Source organism: Agromyces protaetiae (assembly GCF_004135405.1).
GTDB classification, from domain to species: Bacteria; Actinomycetota; Actinomycetes; order Actinomycetales; family Microbacteriaceae; genus Agromyces; species Agromyces protaetiae.
Window position 1 is genome coordinate 2,994,214 of sequence record NZ_CP035491.1, and the last position, 24,165, is coordinate 3,018,378.

General features: G+C 66.8%; 17 protein-coding genes and 3 rRNA genes. 1 reads left to right on the forward strand and 19 read right to left on the reverse strand.

Translation table 11 applies throughout. The annotated features are described in order from the left end of the window. Positions 1 to 14: 14 nt before the first annotated feature. Positions 15 to 251 carry a DUF167 domain-containing protein gene (locus tag ET445_RS13960; protein ID WP_129191812.1) on the reverse strand — a complete coding sequence of 79 codons (237 nt, stop codon included), beginning with the start codon at positions 249 to 251 and terminating at the stop codon, positions 15 to 17. Between the two features lie 95 nt (positions 252 to 346). On the opposite strand from ET445_RS13960, the gene ET445_RS13965 reads away from it, so the two are divergent. After that, entirely contained in the window at positions 347 to 1,798 is a 1,452-nt protein-coding gene (locus tag ET445_RS13965; protein ID WP_129191813.1) for an MFS transporter, read from the forward strand. 6 nt (positions 1,799 to 1,804) lie between these two features. Here ET445_RS13965 and der read toward each other — a convergent pair whose 3' ends face one another. The 18 genes from der to ET445_RS14055 all read right to left on the reverse strand — a co-directional run bounded on the left by der (position 1,805) and on the right by ET445_RS14055 (position 23,696). Then, on the reverse strand, positions 1,805 to 3,319 hold the full coding sequence (gene der / locus ET445_RS13970; RefSeq protein ID WP_129191814.1) for a ribosome biogenesis GTPase Der: 1,515 nt from the start codon (positions 3,317 to 3,319) through the stop codon (positions 1,805 to 1,807). A gap of 87 nt (positions 3,320 to 3,406) precedes the next feature. After that, the gene (cmk, locus tag ET445_RS13975; protein ID WP_129191815.1) at positions 3,407 to 4,096 is read right to left on the reverse strand and encodes a (d)CMP kinase; all 690 of its coding nucleotides are present in this window, start codon (positions 4,094 to 4,096) and stop codon (positions 3,407 to 3,409) included. Between the two features lie 7 nt (positions 4,097 to 4,103). Continuing rightward, complete coding sequence (locus ET445_RS13980; protein ID WP_129191816.1) at positions 4,104 to 5,186, reverse strand: prephenate dehydrogenase; 1,083 nt, start codon at positions 5,184 to 5,186, stop codon at positions 4,104 to 4,106. Further along, positions 5,187 to 5,966 (reverse strand): pseudouridine synthase, encoded by a 780-nt coding sequence (locus ET445_RS13985; protein WP_129191817.1) that lies wholly within the window; start codon positions 5,964 to 5,966, stop codon positions 5,187 to 5,189. It abuts the gene before it with no gap. Next, positions 5,953 to 6,645, reverse strand: coding sequence for an SMC-Scp complex subunit ScpB (gene scpB / locus ET445_RS13990; RefSeq protein WP_129191818.1), 693 nt, complete (start codon positions 6,643 to 6,645; stop codon positions 5,953 to 5,955). The genes ET445_RS13985 and scpB overlap by 14 nt, the downstream gene beginning before the upstream one ends. After that, on the reverse strand, positions 6,635 to 7,396 hold the full coding sequence (locus ET445_RS13995) for a segregation and condensation protein A (protein ID WP_243695415.1): 762 nt from the start codon (positions 7,394 to 7,396) through the stop codon (positions 6,635 to 6,637). The genes scpB and ET445_RS13995 overlap by 11 nt, the downstream gene beginning before the upstream one ends. A gap of 151 nt (positions 7,397 to 7,547) precedes the next feature. Beyond that, positions 7,548 to 8,435: a ParA family protein gene (locus tag ET445_RS14000; protein ID WP_129191820.1), complete on the reverse strand. Its 888-nt coding sequence runs from the start codon at positions 8,433 to 8,435 to the stop codon at positions 7,548 to 7,550. A gap of 39 nt (positions 8,436 to 8,474) precedes the next feature. Beyond that, positions 8,475 to 9,380, reverse strand: coding sequence for a site-specific tyrosine recombinase XerD (xerD, locus tag ET445_RS14005; RefSeq protein WP_129191821.1), 906 nt, complete (start codon positions 9,378 to 9,380; stop codon positions 8,475 to 8,477). A gap of 23 nt (positions 9,381 to 9,403) precedes the next feature. Next, the gene (locus tag ET445_RS14010) at positions 9,404 to 10,042 is read right to left on the reverse strand and encodes an NUDIX domain-containing protein (protein ID WP_129191822.1); all 639 of its coding nucleotides are present in this window, start codon (positions 10,040 to 10,042) and stop codon (positions 9,404 to 9,406) included. Positions 10,043 to 10,045: 3 nt separating this feature from the next. After that, a complete protein-coding gene (locus ET445_RS14015) occupies positions 10,046 to 11,707 on the reverse strand; it encodes a CTP synthase (protein ID WP_208008423.1) in 1,662 nt (553 codons plus the stop codon). A 133-nt stretch (positions 11,708 to 11,840) separates the two neighbouring features. Further along, complete coding sequence (gene recN, locus ET445_RS14020) at positions 11,841 to 13,541, reverse strand: DNA repair protein RecN (RefSeq protein ID WP_129191824.1); 1,701 nt, start codon at positions 13,539 to 13,541, stop codon at positions 11,841 to 11,843. Continuing rightward, complete coding sequence (locus ET445_RS14025; protein WP_243695214.1) at positions 13,534 to 14,448, reverse strand: NAD kinase; 915 nt, start codon at positions 14,446 to 14,448, stop codon at positions 13,534 to 13,536. Before ET445_RS14025 ends, recN begins: the two co-directional genes overlap by 8 nt. Then, a complete protein-coding gene (locus tag ET445_RS14030) occupies positions 14,445 to 15,254 on the reverse strand; it encodes a TlyA family RNA methyltransferase (protein WP_129191826.1) in 810 nt (269 codons plus the stop codon). Before ET445_RS14030 ends, ET445_RS14025 begins: the two co-directional genes overlap by 4 nt. 1 nt (position 15,255) lies before the next feature. Next, positions 15,256 to 15,513, reverse strand: coding sequence for a hypothetical protein (locus tag ET445_RS14035; RefSeq protein ID WP_129191827.1), 258 nt, complete (start codon positions 15,511 to 15,513; stop codon positions 15,256 to 15,258). Beyond that, a complete protein-coding gene (locus tag ET445_RS14040; RefSeq protein ID WP_129192580.1) occupies positions 15,510 to 16,535 on the reverse strand; it encodes an HAD-IIA family hydrolase in 1,026 nt (341 codons plus the stop codon). The genes ET445_RS14035 and ET445_RS14040 overlap by 4 nt, the downstream gene beginning before the upstream one ends. 1,752 nt (positions 16,536 to 18,287) lie before the next feature. After that, positions 18,288 to 18,404, reverse strand: a 5S ribosomal RNA gene (gene rrf, locus ET445_RS14045). Between the two features lie 194 nt (positions 18,405 to 18,598). Further along, a 23S ribosomal RNA gene (locus tag ET445_RS14050) occupies positions 18,599 to 21,706 on the reverse strand. A 463-nt stretch (positions 21,707 to 22,169) separates the two neighbouring features. Beyond that, positions 22,170 to 23,696, reverse strand: a 16S ribosomal RNA gene (locus ET445_RS14055). The 16S, 23S and 5S rRNA genes sit together here, the layout of an rRNA operon. Between the last annotated feature and the right edge of the window lie 469 nt (positions 23,697 to 24,165).

The window sequence follows — 24,165 nt, forward strand, 5'->3', positions numbered from 1 at the left end:
GAGACATCCGCTCGTCAGATCCCGTCGATGCGCACGCGCTTGATGCGCGCCGTATGGCCGCGCACGATCTCGACGGCCGACCGGGGCACTCCGAAGTGCTCGGCGACCGCGCGTTCGACGCCCGCGTTCGCGGCGCCGTCGACGGCGCGCTCGCGCACGGTGACGACCCAGGATGCCGCGGGGTCGTCCTCGAGGGGTTCGACCGACGCGCCCTTGCGACTGCCGGGCTTGACGCGCACCGTGATGTCCACGCCGTCGAGGCTACCGCGGCGCGAGGGACGCGAACGGCTCCTCCGATCGAATATGCCCGGGCGGGAATGCCGCGCGCCGGCGGCGACTTGGCACTATGGTGACCCTTCCCGCCTCGAACGCCGTCGGCTTCCGCTCCGAACGCGGACCCGTGCTCCTCGCCCTCATGCTCTCGACGGGGCTCATCGCGATCGACGCGACGATCCTCGCGACCGCGGTGCCGAGCGTCGTCAAAGAGCTGGGCTCGTTCGAGCAGTTCCCGTGGCTGTTCTCGGTGTACCTGCTCGCGCAGGCCGTGTCCGTACCGATCTACTCGAAGCTCGCCGACACGGTGGGCCGCAAGCCCATCATCCTCGTCGGCATCGGGCTGTTCCTCCTCGGCTCGATCTTGTGCGGCGCAGCCTGGAGCATGCCCGCCCTCATCGCCTTCCGCGCGATCCAGGGCCTCGGCGCGGGCGCCGTCGCGCCCATGTCGATGACGATCGTGGGCGACATCTACACGGTCGCCGAGCGCGCCAAGGTGCAGGGGTACATCGCGAGCGTGTGGGCGATCGCCTCCGTCGTCGGCCCGGCGCTCGGCGGCGTCTTCAGCCAGTTCACGTCGTGGCGGTGGATCTTCTTCGTCAACATCCCGCTGTGTCTCATCGCGGCGTTCATGATCCTCCGCTCATTCCATGAACAGGTCGAGCGGAAGCCCCACAAGCTCGACTGGCTCGGGTCGGCGCTCCTCACCGCGGGCCTCACCCTCGTCATCCTCGGGCTCCTCGAAGGCGGGCACGCCTGGGCGTGGGGGTCGTGGCAGACGATCGCGATCTTCGCGGTCGGCGCCGCGGCGCTCGTCGCGTTCGCGTTCGCCGAACGACGCGCCGCCGAGCCCGTGCTCGACCTCTCGATCTTCTCGCGCCGGCTCATCTCGTCGACGACGCTCGTGTCGATCGGCGTCGGCGCGATCCTCATCGGCATCACGTCCTACATCCCGACCTATCTCGAAGGCTCGATCCGCGTCGTCCCGCTCGTGTCGGGAGCGGCGGTCGCAGCGCTCACGCTCGGCTGGCCGCTCGCGGCGACGCTTGCAGGCCGGATGTACCTCGCCCTCGGATTCCGCACCACCGTGCTCATCGGGGCGACGATCGCCCTCGCGGGCACGATCGCGCTCGCCCTCATCTCCCCCTACCCGAACCCGTGGACGATCGGCGCGACGGCGTTCGTCATCGGCTTCGGCCTCGGCTGGGTCGCCGCCCCGAGCCTCATCGCCGCGCAGTCGTCGGTCGGATGGAGCGAGCGCGGCGTCGTCACCGGGACGAACGCGTTTGCGCGTTCTGCCGGCAGTGCCGTCGGCGTCGCCGTGTTCGGCGCGATCGCCAACGCGATCTTCACGGCCACACCGAACGGCGAGCAGGTGCCGTCGGTCGTCGAAGCCGCCGGCACGGCCGTGTTCGTCGGCGTCGCCGTCACCACCGCGCTCATGCTCCTCGCGGGCCTCGCAATGCCGCGCGTCCGCGCGGAAGACCTCGTCGCCGCCGACCCGCGCGCCGAATCGGCCGGATAGCGCGCCCTACTTCGTGCGCTGCCGCCGCTCGCGCACGCGCATGTTGAGCACGATGGGCGAGCCCTCGAACCCGTAGATCTCGCGCAGGCGCCGCTGGATGAACCGGCGGTAGCCCGGGTCCAGGAACCCGGTCGTGAAGAGCACGAATGTCGGCGGGCGGCTCGCGGCCTGCGTGCCGAACAGGATGCGGGGCTGCTTGCCGCCGCGCACGGGGTGCGGGTGCTCCTGCGTGAGCTCGGTGAGGAACGCGTTGAACTTGCCCGTGGGGATGCGGGTGTCCCACGACTCGAGGGCGGTCTCGAGTGCGGGCACGAGCTTCTCGAGGTGACGCCCCGTCTTCGCGGAGATGTTGACGCGCGGCGCCCACGAGACATGGTGGAGGTCTTGCTCGATCTCGCGTTCGAGGTAGCGGCGGCGGTCGTCGTCGAGCTCGTCCCACTTGTTGTAGGCGATGACGAGCGCCCGGCCCGACTCGAGCACGAGGTCGATGATGCGGACGTCTTGCTCGGAGATCACCTGGGTCACGTCGATGAGCACGACGGCGACCTCGGCCTTCTCGAGCGCAGCCTGGGTACGAAGCGTCGCGTAGAAGTCGGCCCCCTGCTGCAGGTGCACGCGCCGACGGATGCCAGCGGTGTCGACGAAGCGCCACACCTTGCCGCCGAGCTCGATCTGCTCGTCGACGGGGTCGCGCGTGGTGCCCGCGAGCTCGTTGACGACGACGCGCTCTTCACCCGCGGCCTTGTTCAGGAGAGAGCTCTTGCCGACGTTCGGGCGCCCGAGGATCGCGACCCGACGGGGGCCGCCGATCTCCTGCTTGGCAACGGCCGACACCTCGGGCAGCACCTTGAACACCTCGTCGAGGAGGTCTGCGACGCCCCGGCCGTGCAGGGCCGAGACGGGGTACGGCTCGCCGAGGCCGAGATTCCAGAGCGCTGCGGCCTCGGGCTCCTGCCTGGCGTCGTCGACCTTGTTGGCGACGAGGAAGACGGGCTTCTTCGCCTGGCGGAGCATGCGCACGACGTGCTCGTCGGTCGAGGTCGCGCCGACGGTCGCGTCGACGACGAACAGCACGACGTCGGAGAGGTCGATCGCGACCTCGGCCTGGGCCGCGACGGATGCATCGATGCCCTTCGCGTCGGGCTCCCACCCGCCCGTGTCGACGAGCGTGAAGCGGCGGTCGAGCCACTCGCCCTTGTATGAGACGCGGTCGCGGGTGACGCCCGGGGTGTCTTCGACGACCGCTTCGCGGCGGCCGAGGATGCGGTTCACGAGCGCCGACTTGCCGACGTTCGGACGGCCGACGATCGCGATGACGGGGAGCGCCGGGAGGTAGGTGACGCCGTCTTCGCCCTCTTCGGCGTGGTCGAGGAGTTCGAGGTCTTCGTCGTCGAGCTCGTAGTCGTCGAGGCCACCGCGGAGGGCTGCGGCGCGCTGCTCGGCGAGGTCCTCGTCGACATCGGCGAGACGTTCGGCGAGGTCGTCGTCGTGCGCTTCGAACTCTTCGTCGCGGTCGGTCATGGGGTTCTCCTCAAGTCTTCGGGGCGCGAGGCTCACGGCACCTGATCGCGTGCGCGATCGGCGCGATGCGAATCACCCCGCCTCTATTCAATCAGTGACCGGCTGAGAGTCCGTGATGACCGCGATCACGGCGTCGACGGTCTCACCGAAATCGAGGTCGGTGGAGTCGACCGTGACGACGCCGTCGGCTGCGGTCATGAAGTCGACGACCTTCGAATCGGCGCGGTCGCGCGCCTGCAGCCGGGCACCTGTCTCGGCGGCGTCCTCGCCCGTGAGTTCGGCGGCGCGACGCGACATCCGGACCTCTTCGGACGCCGTGAGCAGGATCCGCGCGGGCGCGTCAGGCGCGACGACCGTCGTGATGTCACGCCCCTCGACGATGATGCCGGGGCGCGGCTCGTCGGCCATGCTCGCGCGGAAGAACTCGATGAGACGGGTTCGCACCTCGGGCACGCGTGCGACCTTGCTGACGACCGCCGAGATCGACGGCTCGCGGATCGCGTCGGTCACGTCGACGTCGCCGACGTGCACGGCGTAGCCGGCGGGGTCGGTGCCGATGCGGTACTCGAAGCCGTCGAGCAGGGAGACGACGGAAGCCTCGTCGTCGAGCTCGATCCCCGAGGCGACCGCGTGCCACGCGAACGCGCGATAGGCGGCGCCCGTGTCGAGGAACCCGTAGCCGAGACGCGCCGCGGCCGCCTTCGACACGCTCGACTTGCCGCTGCCCGCGGGGCCGTCGATCGCGACGACGAAAGGGATCTCGAGGGGGTGGGTCATGAGCGGGTCATCCTGCGATCCGCCAGCCGCGTTCGGCCAGCTCGGTGGTCAGTCGGTCGGCCGCCTCGGGCAGCACTTGCACCTCGGCGAGGCCGACCTGACGGCCGGGCGAGTGCTCGAGGCGGAGGTCTTCGAGGTTGACGCCGATCTCGCCGATCTCGGCGAGGAGGCGTGCGAGCTGCCCAGGCCGGTCGTCGACCATGACGATGACGGTCGTGAACCGCTTGTCGGTGCCGTGCTTGCCAGGCAGCCGCTCGACGCCGAGGTTGCCGCCCGCGAGCTCCTCGGCGACGCGCTTGCGCGCGCCCGGCGCGGTCGGATCGGCGAGTGCGTCGATGAAACGGTCGAGGTCGTCGCGGTAGGCGAGCAGGATGTCTCTCACGGGCGCCGCGTTCGCCCCGAGGATCTGCACCCACAGGTCGGGGTCGCTCCCGGCGATGCGCGTGACGTCGCGGACGCCTTGGCCGGCGAGCCCGAGCGCCGCGTTGGGCGCGTCGAGGAACCGGCGCGCCATGACGCTCGACACGACCTGCGGAACGTGCGAGATGAGCGCGACCCCGCGGTCGTGTTCCTCGGCGGTCAGTTCGACGAGCGTCGCCCCCAGGTCGAGGATGAGGTCGTCGACGACGCTCCCCCGCTGGTAGCCGATGCCGTCGTGCACGGCGACGACCCACGGGCGCCCGACGAAGAGGTCGGCGCGCGCGGCGAGCGGTCCGCCGCGCTCACGACCCGCGAGCGGATGGGAGCCGACGTACCGGCTGACATCGGCGCCCACGGTGACGAGTTCATCGAGGATGCCGCTCTTGACGCTCGCGACATCCGTCACGACGGCGTCGGGGAACGCCGCGAGCTCGGCCGCGACGACGCGCGCGGTGACATCGGGCGGCACGCAGACGACGACGAGCACGGGCTCGTCGGAGTCGAGCGGGGCGCGACCGGCGCCGAGGTCGATCGCGATCGCGACATGGGTGGGCGAGGCATCCGCGAGGATCACGTCGACGCCGCGTGCGCGCAGCCCGAGCGCGACGCTCGTGCCGAGGAGGCCTGCGCCGACGACGCGTACCGAGCCGGTGAGGCGTGAGACGACCACCTAGCGCTTTCCCTTCTGACCGGCGTCCGCAGCACGGGCGATCGTGAGGAGCTGGCCGCGTTCGATTGTAGTGAGTTCGCGGACCGCGCCCGATCGGAGGGTGCCGAGGTGCAAGGGCCCGAACTGACGGCGCACGAGGTCGACGACGGGGTGGTCGACGGCGTCGAACATGCGGCGCACGATGCGGTTGCGCCCCGAGTGGAGCGTCACCTCGACGATCGTGTGCCGCGAGTCGCCCTGCGCCTGCAGGATGCGCGCGCGGTCGACGGCGATGGGGCCGTCTTCGAGCTCGATGCCGTTCTTCAACTGCTGCAGCGTCTGCGCCGCGACCCGACCGCGCACCTTCGCGATGTACGTCTTCTCGACGCCGAACGACGGGTGCGCGAGCACGTGCGCGAGTTCGCCGTCGTTGGTGAGGAGCAGCAGCCCGCTCGTCTCGGCGTCGAGGCGGCCGACGTTGAACACGCGCTCTTCGAGGTCGTTCGTGAACCGTGTGAGGTCGGGGCGCCCCTGCTCGTCGCGCATCGACGACACTACGCCCGTCGGCTTGTTGAGCATGTAGTAGCGCTTCTCGGCGTCGAGCTGGATCGCCGTGCCGTCGACCGCGACGCGGTCGTGCTCGGGGTCGATGCGCGAGCCCAACTCGGTGACGACCTTGCCGTTCACCTCGACGCGGCCTTCGACGATGAGCTGCTCGGAGACGCGGCGGCTCGCGACGCCCGCGGCGGCGAGGGCCTTCTGCAGGCGGACGCCGTCGGTGCGTTCTTCAGACGCGGTCATGGTCGAATCCTTCCTGGCCGTCGTCGAGGAGCGGCGAGATGTGGGGCAGTTCGTCGAGCGAGTTGAGCCCGAGGTTCTGGAGGAGCAGGTCGGTCGTGCCGTACAGGATCGCGCCCGTCTCGGCGTCGGTGTCGACCTCGGCGATGAGCCCGCGCCCGACGAGCGTGCGCACGACCGAGTCGACGTTGACGGCGCGGATCGACGCGATCTGCGAGCGCGAGATCGGCTGCTTGTACGCGACGACCGAGAGCGTCTCGAGGGCGGGTTGCGAGAGCTTCGTCGAGGTCTGCGTGAGCACGAAGTCCGCGACGAGGCGGTCGTAGTCGGTCCGCGTGTAGAAGCGCCAGCCGCCGCCTACTTCGCGGAGTTCGAAGGCACGGCGGATGCTTCCCGCCGATGCCGCGGCGACCTCGTCGGTGCGGGGCTCCCCCGAGGCATCCACGCCGTCGTAGTCGGCCACGAGTCGCGCGATCGCCGACTTCACCTCGGCGACCGGGCGCGCGACGGCTGCCGCGAGCGCGACGACGCCGACCGGCTCGTCGGACACGAAGAGGATCGCTTCGAGCGCGCGGTCGAGGTCGAGGCGCGGATGACCGGGCACGTCGAGCGGGGTCGCGACCGAGACCTCGGCCGCGAGGTCGTCCGCGACGCCTTCGGATGTCTCGGGCTCACTCGTCATAGTCGGCTCCCAGGCTGTCGAGGTTGGCATCGGACCAGTGATCGGCGGTCCATCGGAGGGTGAGCTCGCCGAGCGGCTCGACCTGCTCGAACCCGATCGCCGCGTGGCGGTAGAGCTCGAGCACGGCGAGAAAGCGCGCGACGACCACACCTTGCCGGTCGATGCCCGCGATGAGCTGTCGGAAGGTGACCGCTTCGCCGCGGCGCAGCCGCGCGACGACGTGCGCGGCCTGCTCGCGGATCGACACGAGCGGGGCGTGCAGGTGGTCGAGGCCGACGACGGGGATCTCGCGCGGCGTGAGGGCGAGGGTCGCGAGCGCCGCGAAATCGTCTGCCGTGAGGGTCCACTTGAGCTCGGGGTCGCGTTGACGGAAGCGCTCTTCGAGCCGGACTGTGCGCGCGTGCCGCCCCGCCTCGACGTCGATGCGCTCGGCGAACCACGCCGACGCCTGCTTGAACGCGCGGTACTGGAGCAGGCGGGCGAAGAGCAGGTCGCGCGCTTCGAGGAGTGCGACGTCTTCGGCGTCGACGAGTTCGCCCTGCGGCAGGAGCCCCGCAACCTTCAGGTCGAGCAGCGTCGCCGCCACGACGAGGAACTCGCTCGCGCGATCGAGCTCCTCCTCGGAGTCGAGGCCCTTCAGGTACGAGATGAACTCGTCGGTCACCTTCGAGAGCGACACCTCGGTGATGTCGAGCTCGTGCTTCGCGATGAGCGAGAGCAAGAGGTCGAACGGCCCCTCGAAGTTGGTCAGCGCGACGCGGAAGCCCGCGTCGGGTGCACCATCGGACGCGCCGACCGCCTCGGACGGCGCGTCGGATGCGTGGAACGCCCCGCCCGAGGCATCCGTCGCCGTGCCGACCGCGACCGGGCCGAACGCCGCCCGTTCCTCGTCGGGGCTCCGCTCAGGCGACCGCGCCACGGAAGACCAGTTCCCTCGCGAGCTGGCGGTAGGCCTTCGACGCCTGGTGCTCGGGGGCGAACTCGGTGATCGGCACCGCGGCGACCGTCGCGTCGGGGAACTTGACCGTGCGCGTGATGACCGTCTCGAGCACGTCGTCGCCGAACGCGCCGATGACCCGCTCGAGCACCTCACGCGAGTGCAGCGTGCGCGCGTCGTACATCGTCGCGAGGATGCCGTCGAGCTGGATCGCGGGGTTCAGCCGGTCGCGCACCTTGTCGATCGTCTCGATGAGGAGCGCGACGCCGCGGAGGGCGAAGTACTCGCACTCGAGCGGGATGACGACGCCGTGCGCGGCCGTGAGCGCGTTGACGGTCAAGAGGCCGAGCGACGGCTGGCAGTCGATCAGGATGACGTCGTAGAGCGGGGCGACGCGCTTCAGCACACCCGCGAGGATCTGCTCACGCGCGACCTCGTTGACGAGATGCACCTCGGCCGCCGACAGGTCGATGTTCGCGGGGATGACGTCGAGACCCTCGACGCTCGACTTCTGGATCGCGTCAATCGGGTCGAGCTGCCGCGAGAGCAGCAGGTCGTAGATCGTCGTCACGTCGTGGCTCTGCACGCCGAGCCCCGCCGACAACGCGCCCTGCGGGTCGAAATCGATCGCGAGCACGCGGCGACCGTACTCGGCGAGCGCGGCGCCGAGGTTGATCGACGTCGTCGTCTTGCCGACGCCGCCCTTCTGGTTGCAGAGGGCGATGATGCGAGCCGGCCCGTGCGAGCGGAGCGCTGCGGGTTCGGGGAACTCGCGATGCGGACGCCCCGTGGGACCGAGCTCGGAGTCAAGCGAAGCGGTGCCGTCCGCCTGGTCGAGCGTCTGGTCGGTCACGTGCGATTCATCTCCTCGTGGCTGCAAGTTCGGTCGATTCTATCGAGCCCGCGGGTGGGCCTGCGTGTACATCTCTCGGAGTGTGTCGGCTGTCACGAGCGTGTAGATCTGCGTCGTCGCGACCGACGCATGGCCCAACAGCTCTTGCACGACGCGCACGTCGGCGCCGCCCTGCAGGAGGTGGGTCGCGAAGGAGTGGCGCAGGGTATGAGGAGAGACGGATGCCTCGAGCCCCGCCCGCTCAGCGGCGCCCTTGATGGCGTCCCATGCCGCCTGACGGCTGAGCCGGCCGCCGCGTGCGCCGAGGAAGAGCGCAGGCGTCGCCTTGCCACGCACCGACAGCATCGGTCGCGCGCGCACGAGGTACGCGGCGAGCGCCGCCCGCGCGTAGCTGCCGACGGGCACGATGCGCTGCTTGCCGCCTTTGCCGAAGAGCCGCACGACCTCGTCGTCGACGAGGTCGTCGACATTCAGCGCTGTCGCCTCCGACACGCGCGCGCCCGTCGCATACAGCAACTCGAGGAACGCCTTGTCGCGCAATTGCACGGGCTCATCGCCCGCGGTCGCATCGAGGAGCGCGCCCACCTCGTCGATCGTGATCGCCTTCGGAAGCCGGGCAGGGCGCTTCGGCGGCCGGAGCTCACGGGAGACATCCGCTTCGACGCGTCCCTCGTCGAGGAGGAACCGATGAAGCCCTCGCACCGACGAGAGCACGCGTGCGACCGACGACACGCCGAGCGGCGGCTCGCGGTCGGTCGAAAGGTACCTCGTGAACGCCGAGAGGTCGGCCTCGGTCGCCGACGACGCGTCCGCGATGCCGTGGAATTCCAACCACTCCCGATACATCGCGAGGTCGCGCGTGTACGACACGAGCGTGTTGCGGGCGAGCCCGCGCTCGACGGCGAGATGACGGAGGTACCCGTCGATCGCGCCCCGATCGCTCACCGACTCCCCCGGTCGTCCACTCGTCAGCGGTTCGCGCCGCGCGGCCGGGAACGGCCCGGCCACGGGGCATCCGCAGCGCCGAGCGTCGACCAGCCGCGCGCTCGCGCCGCCTGCGCCGCGAGCGCCGCGACGACGAGCGGCGCGTTCCGCACGTCGCGTGCGAGCACGACGTCGACGAGGTCGTCGAGCGGCACCCAGCGGAGTTCGAGATCGGACTCCTCGTGCTCGCGCTCGAACGCTTCAGCCGTCGCCGAGAGTCCGCGCGCGAGGTAGATGCGGATCGACTCGTCGCTGCCGCCCGGCGATGTCCAGAGGTCGCTCAAGACAGCCCACTCGGATGCCTCGAGGTCGGCCTCCTCGGCGAGCTCGCGCTTCGCGCCCGCAAGAGGGTCTTCGCCGGGGACGTCGAGGAGTCCGGCCGGGATCTCCCAGTCGCGGTACCCGATCGGGTGCCGGTACTGCTTGATCACGAGCACCCGGTCGTCGTCGTCGATCGCGAGCACGCCGACGGCGCCCGTGTGGTCGACGAAGTCGCGCGTGACGTCGACGCCGTCGTAGTCGAAGGTCTCACGGCGGATGTCCCACACGCGCCCCTCGAAAACGCGCTCACTCGACCGCAGAGGCAGCGCGACGGGTTCGTCGGCGAGTTCGGCTTCGGCCATGTCTCAGGCGCTCTGCACGTCTTCGAAGAGTCGGCTCGCCTGCTGACGCTCGAGCGCCGCGGCCACGAGCCCGCGGAACAGCGGGTGCGGGTCGTTCGGACGGCTGCGGAGCTCGGGGTGGGCCTGCGTGCCGATGTAGAACGGGTGCACCTCGCGCGGGAGCTCGACGTACTCGACGAGGTTGCGGTCGGGCGACAGGCCCGAGAACACGAGGCCCGCGTCGGCGATCTGCTGGCGGAACGAGTTGTTGACCTCGTAGCGGTGACGGTGGCGCTCGGCGACCTCAGTCGACCCGTACAGGTCGGCCGCGAGCGAACCCGGTGCGAGGGCGGCCGGGTAGAGGCCGAGTCGCATCGTGCCGCCGAGGTCGCCGCCCGAGATGATCTCGACCTGCTCCTCCATCGTCGCGATGACGGGGAAGGGCGTGTCGGGGTCGAACTCGCTCGACGAGGCATCCGGGAGCCCTGCGACGTTCCGCGAGTACTCGATGACCATGCACTGGAGGCCCAGGCACAGGCCGAGCGCGGGGATCCCGTTCTCGCGCGCGAAGCGGAGGGCGCCGAGCTTGCCCTCGATGCCGCGCACGCCGAACCCGCCGGGCACGCAGATGCCGTCGAGGTCGGACAGGTGCTTCGCGGCACCCTCGGGCGTCCGGCACTCGTCCGACGGGATCCACGCGATGCTGACCTTCGCGTCGTTGCCGAACCCGCCCGCGCGGAGCGCCTCGGTGACCGAGAGGTAGGCGTCGGGCAGGTCGATGTACTTGCCGACGAGTCCGATGCGCACTTCGTGCTTGGGGTCGTGCACGACCTCGAGCAGTTCGCTCCAGCCCGACCAGTCGACTTCGTCGGCCTTGGTGTCGAGGCCGAGCGCGTCGATGATGTACGCGTCGAGGCCCTGGTCGTGCAGCATCGTCGGGATGTCGTAGATCGAGGGCACGTCGACGGCGTTCACGACGGCGGCCTCGTCGACGTCGCACATGAGCGCGATCTTGCGCTTGTTCGAGTCGGTGACGGGCCGGTCGCTCCGGAGCACGAGCGCGTCGGGCTGGATGCCGATCGAGCGGAGGGCCGCGACCGAGTGCTGCGTCGGCTTCGTCTTCTGCTCGCCCGACGCACCCATGAACGGCACGAGCGAAACGTGCACGAAGAACACGTTCTTCCGGCCGAGTTCATGGCGCACCTGACGGGCCGACTCGATGAACGGCTGCGACTCGATGTCGCCGACGGTGCCGCCGATCTCGGTGATGATGACATCGGGCTTGGGCGACTCGGACGCCTGCAGGCGCATGCGGCGCTTGATCTCATCGGTGATGTGCGGGATGACCTGGACGGTGTCGCCGAGGTACTCGCCGCGGCGCTCCTTCGCGATCACAGTCGAGTAGATCTGCCCGGTGGTGACGTTGGCCGCCTGCGAGAGGTTGATGTCGAGGAAGCGCTCGTAGTGGCCGATGTCGAGGTCGGTCTCGGCGCCGTCGTCGGTCACGAACACTTCGCCGTGCTGGAACGGGTTCATCGTTCCGGGGTCGACGTTGAGGTACGGGTCGAGCTTCTGCATGACCACGCGGAGTCCGCGGGCGGTCAGGAGATTGCCGAGGCTCGCGGCCGTGAGGCCCTTGCCCAACGAAGAAACGACGCCACCAGTCACGAAAATGTGCTTGGTCACGCCGTTCTGAAGATCAGTGTTCTGAGAGTCTGCGCCGCGTTCATTCACCACGGGCTTATATTCTAAGCCACTCCGACTGGTATTCGCCCCGATTCGTTCCACTCGCTCCCCCATCCGCCGGTGCCCGGCTCGTTCAGGCGACCGGCTCGGCCGCGATCTCCAACAGTTCGCGCGCGTGCGCGAGGCCGCTCTCGGAGTCGGCGAGACCCGAGAGGAGTCGCGCCATTTCGGCCTCTCTCGCGGCCCCCTGCAGTTGCTGCACGCTCGAGGCGGTCACCTGGCCGTCGGTGCCCTTCACGACGCTCAGGTGGTTCGTCGCGAACGCGGCGACCTGTGCGAGGTGCGTCACGACGATCACCTGTGAACGTGCTGCGAGTCGGGCGAGTCGCCTGCCGATCTCGATCGCGGCGGCGCCGCCGACGCCCGCGTCGACCTCGTCGAACACGAAGGTGGGAACGGGGTCGGTGCCCGCGATGACGACTTCGATCGCGAGCATGACGCGGGAGAGCTCGCCGCCCGACGCTCCCTTCGACACCGAGCGCGGTTCGGCGCCCGGGTGCGGTCGCAGCATGATCGAGACGTGGTCCCGGCCGTGCGCCGTCGGTTCCTCGGAGGACTCGACCTGCACGGTGAGTTCGGCGTCGGGCATCGCGAGCGCGGTGAGTTCGGCGGTGACCTCGTCGGCGAGTCGGCCGGCGGCGTCGGTGCGGAGTTCGGTGATGCGCGTCGCGAGGCGGTCGACATCGGCTTCGAGTTCGGCGACGGATGTCTCGAGCAACGCGATCCGGTCGTCATCGCCGTCGAGCTCCATGAGACGCAGTCCGCCCCCGCTGCGGAACGCCAGCAGGTCGTCGAGCGTGCCGCCGTGGCGACGGACGAGCGCGGTGATGAGCGCCCGCCGTTCCTGCACGAGTTCGAGCTCGCGCGCACCGTCGGCGTCGAGCCCGTCGAGGTACCCGGACAGCTCGGCGGCCGCATCGGCGAGGAGGAAACCCGCGTTCTGCAGCACCTCGACGATGGGTGCGAGCGCGGCATCGTGCGCGGCGACCCGTTCGAGGTGCCGACGTGCGCTTTCGACGAGCGTCACCGCATCGGGAGCGTCGTCGACGGGACTCTCGGCCGAGACGAGTTCGTGCGCTTGCGCGGCCGCGAGCCTGAGGTCCTCGAGGTTCGTGAGCCGGTCGCTCCGCTCCGCGAGGTCGACGTCTTCGCCCGGCTGCGGGTCGGCCGCCTCGATCTCCTCGAGCGCGGCACGCAGTTCCTCGGCTTCACGCAGACGCGCATCGTGCGTCTCTCGCAGTCGCTCGAGCTCGCGCGACTCGCCCCGCCAGCGCTCGAATGCGATGCGATACTCCGCGAGCACCGACGCGAGAGCGGGTCCGGCGAACCGGTCGAGCGCTTCGCGCTGCGCCGACGACGATCGCAGTCGCTGCTGGTCTGCCTGCCCGTGCACGACGACGAGCGCTTCGCCGAGTTCGGCGAGCACTCCGACGGGTGCGCTCCGACCGCCCACGACTGCCCGGCTCCGCCCCTCGGCGGACACCGAACGCCCGAGCAGCAGCTCGCCGGCCTCGATCTCGCCGCCGGCCTCTTCGACGCGTTCGACGATCGCGGGCGCATCGGGAAGCATCCATCGTCCTTCGACCCACGCCTGCTTCGCGCCCGACCGCACGGCGCCCGCGTCGGAGCGCGCTCCGAGGAGCAGTCCGAGTGCGGTGACGACCATGGTCTTGCCCGCGCCGGTCTCGCCGGTGACCGCGGTGAAGCCCGGCCCGAGGGGAAGCGTCGCTTCGGCGATCACGCCGAGATCGCGGATCCCGAGTTCGTCAATCACGTCCTGACGGCCCTCTCCACCCCGTGACCGGCAGGTCGAACTTGTTCACGAGCCGGTCGGTGAACGGTGCCTCGTGGAGTCTCGCGAGCCGCACGGGCACGGGCGACTTCCGCACGATGACCCTGGCGCCCGGCGGGATGTCGAACATCCGCCGCCCGTCGCACCACAGCACCGCGGCTGCGTCTGTGCGCTGGAGCAATTCGACCGCGAGCGATGACTCGGGCCCGACGACGAGGGGCCGTGCGAAGAGCGCGTGGGCGCTGAGCGGCACGAGCAGGAGCGCCTCGACGCTCGGCCACACGACCGGCCCGCCCGCCGAGAAGGAGTACGCGGTCGACCCGGTGGGCGTCGACATCACGACGCCGTCGCAGCCGAATGACGAAAGCGGTCGGCGGTCGACCTCGATGACGACCTCGAGCATCCGCTCGCGTTCGGCCTTCTCGACGGTGGCCTCGTTGAGCGCCCAGCTCTCGTAGACGACCTTCGTGCCCGATTTCACTCGCACGGCGAGCGTCATGCGCTCCTCGACCGCGTAGTCGCGTGCGAGCGCCCGTGCGATCGTGATGTCGAGGTCGTCGCGCTCGCTCTCGGCGAGGAAGCCGACATGGCCGAGGTTCACCCCGAGCAGCGGCACCGTCTGGTCGCGGACGAGTTCGGCGGCCCTGAGGATCGTGCCGTCGCCGCCGAGCACGATGACGAGTTCGACCTCTGCCGGGTCGATGTCTTCGAATCGGCGCACGCGACCGTTGAGCGACGGCACGAACTCGTGGACGGCGTCCCATTGCTCGTCGGCGATGACGGGCACGGCATCGGCCGCGAGGAGTTTCGCGCAGACGTCGCCGATGGCTTCGAGGGCCACTTGCCTGCCCGTGTGGGCGACGATGAGGAAGAGTCGGGCGTCGGTCACGCGCTCGCACCTCCAGTCAATTGCTCGACACGACGTGTCCATTGTGACGGATCGCCTTCGACCCGGGCGCGCAGATGCACGAGGAGCTCGAGGTTTCCGTGAGAACCCGCGATTGGGGAGGACAGGACGCCGGCGGTGCCGAGCCCGAGGTCGAACGCGGCCCACAGCACATTGGTCACCGCGTCGGCGCGGAGGGCAGGGTCGCGGACGACGCCCTCGCGGATGCCTCCGCGCCCGACCTCGAACTGCGGCTTCACGAGCAGCACGAAGTCGGCGTCGTCGGCAGCGGTCGCACGGAGCGCGGGCAGCACCGTGGTGAGGGAGATGAAGGAGAGGTCGGCGGTCACGAGCGACGGCGCTTCACCGACCCCGGTGAGCTTCTCGAGTTCGGCGCGATCGAGGTTCCGGACGTTGCAGCCTTCGACCGCGACGAGCCGGTCGGCGCCGCGCAGTTCGGGCGCGAGCTGGTCGTGCCCGACGTCGACCGCGAGCACGACTCGCGCACCGCGTTCGAGCAACACTTGGCTGAACCCCCCGGTGGACGCCCCCGCGTCGAGCACCACCCGCCCGGCCGGGTCGACCCCGAACCCGTCGAGCGCCGCGATGAGTTTGTGTGCGGCGCGGCTCACGTAGTGGTCGTCGGCGGCGACCACGAGAGCCGTGTCGTCGTCGACCTTGTGCGACGGCTTGACGACGGGCCTGCCGTCGACCGTCACCGCACCCGCGGCGATGAGGGTCGCGGCGTGCGTGCGCGACCGTGCGAGGCCGCGTGCCGCGAGGGCCGCGTCGAGACGCTGTTCGGCCATCTCAGGCGTCGCCGCGCGCCGGGTCGGAGCGCTCGAGATCGCTCCGCAGCAGATCGGCGAGCTCTTGATACCGGGGCGCGCGCTCGGCGAGCGGAAGCGCTTCGATCGCATCGATCGCGCTCGGCTCGCCGGCATCGGCGTGCGATGCGCTCGCGGGCGCGTCGTCGCGTCGTTCGGATGCCTCGTCCATGTCCTCCACGCTACCGGGTGCCGCCGACGAGCAGGTCGAGCCCGAGACATCCGTTCGCGCGTCGTTCACGCGTAGAGCTGCTCGGGAACCTGCAGCGCGTGTATGGGCCGCCCCGACTCCCAGATCACCGCGCAGGCTGCCCGCAGGAGGTCGAGCTCGTCGTCGCCCTCGGCGGCGATCACGACGCGGTCGCCGTCGAGTCGCACCTTCGCACGACCGACGCGGACGGTGTCACGCGTCCGTTCGGCGACCGGGTAGGCGGCGTGGAGGTCCCTCAGGTCACCGAGGATGAAGTCAGGGCGCATGGATGCATCGGCCGCGAGCAACTGCTTGGCGCGGTCGATTCCGGTGAGCACCATCGCCGACGCGAAGCCCGCGCGGTTGGCGCCGAGGATGTCGGTGTCGAGCCGGTCGCCGATCATGAGCGGATTCGAAGCGCCGAACCGGCGTTTCGCCTCGTCGAAGATCGGCGTTTCGGGCTTGCCGGCGACGACCGGGAACCTGCCCACCGCAGTGTGCACGGCCGAGACGAGCGTGCCGTTGCCGGGGGCGATGCCGCGCGCGACCGGAATCGTCCAGTCCATGTTCGTGGCGATCCAGGGAAGGCCGTTCTCGTCGGCGAAGCCGCCGGCGTTGAGCGCGAAGGCGGCTTCGGCCAGTTGCAGCCAGCCGACCTCGGGCGCGAAGCCCTGCACGACGGCTGCGGGCGCGTCGTCGGCCGACCTCGTGACGCGGTACCCGCGTCGCTCGAGCTCGGTGACGATGCCTTCCCCGCCGACGACGAGCACGAGCGCGCCCGGTTCGACGCGTTCGGCGAGGAGGTGCATCGCCGCCTGCGGCGAGGTCACGACGTCGGATGCCTCGACTTCGAGTCCGAGGTCGGTGAGGTGCCGCGCGACCGTCGCGTCGCTCCGCGAGGCGTTGTTCGTGACGTATCCGACCGCGTGCCCGGTCTTCGCCGCGTTGAGACTCTCGACGGCGTAGGGGATCGCGTGGGCCCCTTTGTAGACGACGCCGTCGAGGTCGGCGAGCACGGCGTCGACGCCCTCGAGGGGCGTCGCGGACTCAATCCTCGTGCGGAACAGCGCCATCGGCGTCGTCCTCGAGTTCGTCGAGCAGGGCTGCGACTTCGGGCTCGATCGCGTCGGCGGGGTCGCCCTCCTCGGATGCTTCGGATGCCTCGGATGCCTCCGACGACTCGCGCGCGTCGACGACGACCGGTGCATCCCCCACTCGTCGTCGATCTCGAAGACCTCGAACACTTCTTCGTCGGCGGGGCCCGCGAGCGCCTCTTCGGCTCGCTCCGCGAGCGCACGCCAGCGCTCGGCGTCTGCCGTGCGACCGAGCTCGTCGAGCACCTCGGCGTACGCCGAGAAGAGCGACGGGCTGTAACTGAACGCGCGCTCGGAGTCGAGCTGCGGGATCTCGAGCTCGGCGAGCGCGAGTTCGGGCTGACCCAGATCGAGTCGGGCACCCGACATCGCGATCGCGAGGCTCGCCTGCACGGCGGCCGGCAGTTCGGTACGGTCGATGGATCGTCCGAGCTCGAGGGCTCGGTCGGGGCGACCGACGCCGCGCTCGCTGTCGACCATGAGTGCGATCTGGTCGTTCTTCCCCGAGATGCGTCGGTACGTGCGGAGCTCGCGGAGGGCGAGTGCGAAGTCGCCCGTCTCGTATGCCGTGATCGCGAGCGTCTCCCGGACGACCGCGACCCGCCCGGCCCGTCGCCCGGCAGCGAGAGCGTGACGGTGCGCGAGCTCGGGGTCGCTCTCGAGGAAGAGCGCAGCAGCCGCAAGGTGTCGTGCGACGTCCTCCGCGTTGTCCTTACTGAGGGTCTTCAACTCGATCCGCGCCTCTTTCGCGAGGTCGCGGGCTTGAATGTCCTCAGGAAGGAAGGGGTCGTTGTGACGCGGACGTTCGAACGAGTGCCGGTCGTCATGCTCACGAGCACCGGATGATCCGCGGTCGCCGCCGTACGACGGACGCCCCTGGCGGCCGGTGCGCGAGTCGTACCGGCCCGCGCCGTCGGAGCGCCGCTCGCCGTCGTACCGCTTCCCGCCCTCCGGGCGCGAGCCCGAACCGTACCGGGGCCGGTCTTCGCCGTACCGGGGACGGTCGCCCGACGGCCGGTCGCCGCGCTGACCGCCGTCCGAACGACGCTGGCCGTCGTACCGCTTCCCGCCCTCCGGGCGCGAACCGCCCTCGTACCGACGCTGACCACCATCGGGCCGACGCTCTCCGCCGTCTCTACGCGGACCGTCGGAACGACGCTGGCCGCCCTGGTACCCGCGCTCACCGCCGTCCGAACGACGCTGGCCGTCGTACCGCTTCCCGCCCTCCGGGCGATTGCCGCTCCAACGGTCGGAACCTCCCTGCCGATCGCCCGAGGGCAGACCGCGGTCATCGCGGCGGGGCCGATCGGTCCGATCGCTCCGGTAGCCGCGGCCACCGAAGCGGTCGCCGCCGTTGCCTCGATCACTCCGAGCGCCGTCGCTCGGACGGTAGCCGCGCTCACCGGCCGGCCGGCCGGCCGGGTCGGAGCTGCGACCGCGAGCGCCGTATCCGCCGCCTTCTCGCTGAGGCCGACCGCCTCCCGCGCCACGATCACGGGGTGCACCTTCGCTCCCGGCACGCGACGAACTGCGGTTGGGACGGTCACCGGATCCCCGGGATTCGTCGCGCCGCTGAGGTCGCTCGTCGTCTCGGCCGCCGTTCGTGGAATCCGTCACTGTTCGTCCTGTCGTCTTCGGGAATCGCTCGACTCCACGGTACTGCTCGCCGTTGTGAGCGGCCTTAAATACGAATGGGCCACCCGTGTTGGGGTGGCCCATTCGTCAATGAATGTCCGGCGGTGTCCTACTCTCCCACAGGGTCGCCCCTGCAGTACCATCGGCGCTGCGAGTCTTAGCTTCCGGGTTCGGAATGTGTCCGGGCGTTTCCCTCGCGCTATGGCCGCCGAAACTCTAGAACCAACACGTCCCACAGGGTGGGGGTTGGTGGTCTCGGTGCACACACCCCCCGGTTCTTGTGTTTTGGGGTGTGTGGTTTCTGCTGTGCAGTTGTATGTGTGTTTCCGTCTGAAGGGAACCACAGAGTGGACGCGAGAAATCTTGGCCACCTACACACGCCTTACGAAAACTGTGTGGGTGTAGTGATTGTCAAGTTATCGGCGTATTAGTACCAGTCAGCTGCACACCTTGCGGTGCTTCCACATCTGGCCTATCAACCCAGTCGTCTACTGGGAGCCTTCACCCCGAAGGGATGGAAATCTCATCTTGAGGCCGGCTTCCCGCTTAGATGCTTTCAGCGGTTATCCATTCCGAACGTAGCTAACCAGCGGTGCTCCTGGCGGAACAACTGGCACACCAGAGGTTCGTCCAACCCGGTCCTCTCGTACTAGGGTCAGATCCTCTCAAATTTCCTGCGCGCGCAGAGGATAGGGACCGAACTGTCTCACGACGTTCTAAACCCAGCTCGCGTACCGCTTTAATGGGCGAACAGCCCAACCCTTGGGACCTACTCCAGCCCCAGGATGCGACGAGCCGACATCGAGGTGCCAAACCATGCCGTCGATATGGACTCTTGGGCAAGATCAGCCTGTTATCCCCGAGGTACCTTTTATCCGTTGAGCGACAGCGCTTCCACAAGCCACTGCCGGATCACTAGTCCCGACTTTCGTCCCTGCTCGACCTGTCAGTCTCACAGTCAAGCTCCCTTGTGCACTTACACTCGACACCTGATTGCCAACCAGGTTGAGGGAACCTTTGGGCGCCTCCGTTACTTTTTGGGAGGCAACCGCCCCAGTTAAACTACCCACCAGGCACTGTCCCTGAACCGGATCACGGTTCGAAGTTAGATATCCAGAGTGACCAGAGTGGTATTTCAACAACGACTCCACGAACACTAGCGTGCCCGCTTCAAAGTCTCCCACCTATCCTACACAAGCCACACCGAACACCAATACCAAGCTGTAGTAAAGGTCACGGGGTCTTTCCGTCCTTCTGCGCGTAACGAGCATCTTTACTCGTACTGCAATTTCGCCGAGTTCGCGGTTGAGACAGCTGGGAAGTCGTTACGCCATTCGTGCAGGTCGGAACTTACCCGACAAGGAATTTCGCTACCTTAGGATGGTTATAGTTACCACCGCCGTTTACTGGGGCTTAACTTCTCAGCTTCGCAACCGAAGTCGCTAACCGTTCCGCTTAACCTTCCAGCACCGGGCAGGCGTCAGTCCGTATACATCGTCTTGCGACTTGGCACGGACCTGTGTTTTTAGTAAACAGTCGCTTCCCACTGGTCTCTGCGGCCACCACACCCTTTCCGGAGCACGTCCGTATAAGTGGATGGCCCCCCTTCTCCCGAAGTTACGGGGGCATTTTGCCGAGTTCCTTAACCACGATTCTCTCGATCTCCTCGGTATTCTCTACCTGACCACCTGAGTCGGTTTGGGGTACGGGCGGCTAGAACCTCGCGTCGATGCTTTTCTCGGCAGCATAGGATCACCCACTTTTCATCCGCGTCACGTCTCAGCCTGTATGAGCGACGGATTTGCCTATCGCTCGGCCTACACGCTTGCCCCGGGACAACCATCGCCCGGGCTGGGCTACCTTCCTGCGTCACACCTGTTAATACGCTCACCGCACCAGACCGGGTCCCACGCTCCACCACCCGGCGCCTCCCGAAGGAGACTATGAGTGGTATCGGATGGTTAGCATTACTGGATTGGTGTGGGCGGTTCTTCGCCGGTACGGGAATATCAACCCGTTGTCCATCGACTACGCCTGTCGGCCTCGCCTTAGGTCCCGACTTACCCAGGGCAGATTAGCTTGACCCTGGAACCCTTGGTCTTTCGGAGGACGGGTTTCTCACCCGTCTTTCGCTACTCATGCCTGCATTCTCACTCGTGTACCGTCCACGGCTGGTTTCCACCGCCGCTTCACCCGGCACACGACGCTCTCCTACCCATCCACACGACTGGACCACGAAGGCCTATCGAATTGTGCGAATGCCACGACTTCGGTGGCGTGCTTGAGCCCCGTTACATTGTCGGCGCGGAATCACTTGACCAGTGAGCTATTACGCACTCTTTCAAGGGTGGCTGCTTCTAAGCCAACCTCCTGGTTGTCTGTGCAACTCCACATCCTTTCCCACTTAGCACGCGCTTAGGGACCTTAGTCGGTGGTCTGGGTTGTTTCCCTCTCGACGATGAAGCTTATCCCCCACCGTCTCACTGCTGCGCTCTCACTTACCGGCATTCGGAGTTTGGCTGACGTCAGTAACCTGTTGGGGCCCATCGGCCATCCAGTAGCTCTACCTCCGGCAAGAAACACGCAACGCTGCACCTAAATGCATTTCGGAGAGAACCAGCTATCACGAAGTTTGATTGGCCTTTCACCCCTATCCACAGCTCATCCCCTCCATTTTCAACTGAAGTGGGTTCGGTCCTCCACGACGTCTTACCGTCGCTTCAACCTGGCCATGGATAGATCACTTCGCTTCGGGTCTAGGACCTGCGACTGAATCGCCCTATTCAGACTCGCTTTCGCTACGGCTCCCCCACACGGGTTAACCTCGCCACAGATCACTAACTCGCAGGCTCATTCTTCAAAAGGCACGCTGTCACCAGAATCACACTGGCTCCAACGGTTTGTAAGCAAACGGTTTCAGGTACTATTTCACTCCCCTCCCGGGGTACTTTTCACCTTTCCCTCACGGTACTTGTCCGCTATCGGTCATCTGGGAGTATTTAGGCTTACCAGGTGGTCCTGGCAGATTCACACGGGATTTCTCGGGCCCCGTGCTACTTGGGATCCCTCTCCGGGCCGCACACGATTTCGACTACGGGACTCACACCCACTCCGGTCCGGCTTTCAATCCGGTTCGTCTATCGCATACGCGTCACCGTGACTGCACGGCAGTACAGTCCGAAAGGTCCCACAACCCCGACCATGCAACCCCTGCCGGGTATCACACATGACCGGTTTGGCCTGATCCGCGTTCGCTCGCCACTACTTACGGAATCACGGTTGTTTTCTCTTCCTGTGGGTACTGAGATGTTTCACTTCCCCACGTTCCCTCTACCCGCCCTATACATTCAGGCGGGAGTCACCAGGTCACCCAAAGGGCCTGGCGGGGTTTCCCCATTCGGAAATCCTCGGATCACAGCTCGTTTATCAACTCCCCGAGGCTTATCGCAGATTACGACGTCCTTCTTCGGCTCCAGATGCCAAGGCATCCACCGTTTGCTCTTAGAAACTTGAAATCACATGAGTTCAGAAACCACCAACCCCGAAGGGCCGGCGGTGACCAATGATAAGTCGGACACAACCCCGAAGAGTCGCGTCCTACAAATCTTGTGATCGATGTCCCCGAAGGAACATCAATCTAAGATGCTCGCGTCCACTATGTAGTTCTCAACAGACGGCCAGAACCCCCACCCCCACCAGCATGAAGCCGGCTTTCGTGAAGGCCTGCGAAGTCCAAACCCACCACCCGCAGGAATCTTCATCCCCACCCGGTGGCGGCGCCCGGTCCCTCAGGACCCAACAGCGTGCACGCACCCAACCCGCCGGCCCCCACCGTTCCAACCGGCGAACCGGCGTACTAGACGAAAACCCTTGGCTTGGATGCCTATGTCAATGTTCCACCCATGAGCACCCAGCGAAACACGAACGGTTTCGATCTGGGACTCCTGGAACCAGCAAACCTGGTCCAGTGCTCCTTAGAAAGGAGGTGATCCAGCCGCACCTTCCGGTACGGCTACCTTGTTACGACTTAGTCCTAATCACCGATCCCACCTTCGACGGCTCCCTCCACAAGGGTTAGGCCACCGGCTTCGGGTGTTACCGACTTTCATGACTTGACGGGCGGTGTGTACAAGGCCCGGGAACGTATTCACCGCAGCGTTGCTGATCTGCGATTACTAGCGACTCCGACTTCATGAGGTCGAGTTGCAGACCTCAATCCGAACTGAGACCGGCTTTTTGGGATTCGCTCCGCCTTACGACATCGCAGCCCTTTGTACCGGCCATTGTAGCATGCGTGAAGCCCAAGACATAAGGGGCATGATGATTTGACGTCATCCCCACCTTCCTCCGAGTTGACCCCGGCAGTCTCACATGAGTCCCCACCATAACGTGCTGGCAACATGCGACGAGGGTTGCGCTCGTTGCGGGACTTAACCCAACATCTCACGACACGAGCTGACGACAACCATGCACCACCTGTAACCGAGTGTCCAAAGAGTTGACCATTTCTGGCCCGTTCTCGGTCATGTCAAGCCTTGGTAAGGTTCTTCGCGTTGCATCGAATTAATCCGCATGCTCCGCCGCTTGTGCGGGCCCCCGTCAATTCCTTTGAGTTTTAGCCTTGCGGCCGTACTCCCCAGGCGGGGCGCTTAATGCGTTAGCTACGACACGGAAACCGTGGAAAGGTCCCCACATCTAGCGCCCAACGTTTACGGCGTGGACTACCAGGGTATCTAATCCTGTTCGCTCCCCACGCTTTCGCTCCTCAGCGTCAGTAAGTGCCCAGAGACCTGCCTTCGCCATCGGTGTTCCTCCTGATATCTGCGCATTCCACCGCTACACCAGGAATTCCAGTCTCCCCTACACCACTCAAGTCTGCCCGTACCCACTGCAGGCTAGAGGTTGAGCCTCTAGATTTCACAGCAGACGCGACAAACCGCCTACGAGCTCTTTACGCCCAATAATTCCGGACAACGCTCGGACCCTACGTATTACCGCGGCTGCTGGCACGTAGTTAGCCGGTCCTTTTTCTGCAAGTACCGTCACCCCAAAGGGCTTCTTCCTTACTAAAAGCGGTTTACAACCCGAAGGCCGTCATCCCGCACGCGGCGTTGCTGCATCAGGCTTTCGCCCATTGTGCAATATTCCCCACTGCTGCCTCCCGTAGGAGTCTGGGCCGTGTCTCAGTCCCAGTGTGGCCGGTCACCCTCTCAGGCCGGCTACCCGTCGACGCCTTGGTGAGCCATTACCTCACCAACAAGCTGATAGGCCGCGAGTCCATCCCAAACCGAAAAACTTTCCACCAAGAATCATGCGATCCAAGGTCCTATCCGGTATTAGCTCCGATTTCTCGGGGTTATCCCAGAGTCCAGGGCAGGTTACTCACGTGTTACTCACCCGTTCGCCACTAATCCCCAGGAGCAAGCTCCCAGTTCATCGTTCGACTTGCATGTGTTAAGCACGCCGCCAGCGTTCGTCCTGAGCCAGGATCAAACTCTCCAAAAAAAAAGATTCCCAACCAACCCAAAAAAGCCGGCCGAGGAGTTTGATCTCTGACAGAAAAAACAACTGACTCCAAAGAATCAAAATTGTCCATCAATCAAAGGAATCCCACCCGGCAAAACCGGGTCGGGGTTCAAAAAATTGGCATTGAACATAGTGCACGCTGTTGAGTTCTCAAGAAACGGACGCCCCCGCCTCCACACCAGAAAAACCAGCGCTTCACAACAGGGAACCAAACATTTCCACCACCCGGCCATCCCAACCAAGGGACGCATCCGGACGCTTCAAACACCCGAGCAAAACACCACTCGACATGTTCGGAACCATCACCACTTGAGAACCAAGCAACGGAGAAGAGAAGAACCTCTCTCAACGCTCCCGGCCCTGTGGGGCAACAGATGAATACTTTACGCACACCCCCACCACCCACGCAAACCCACCCCACACCCCGGGCGTGTCGCACCACCACCAC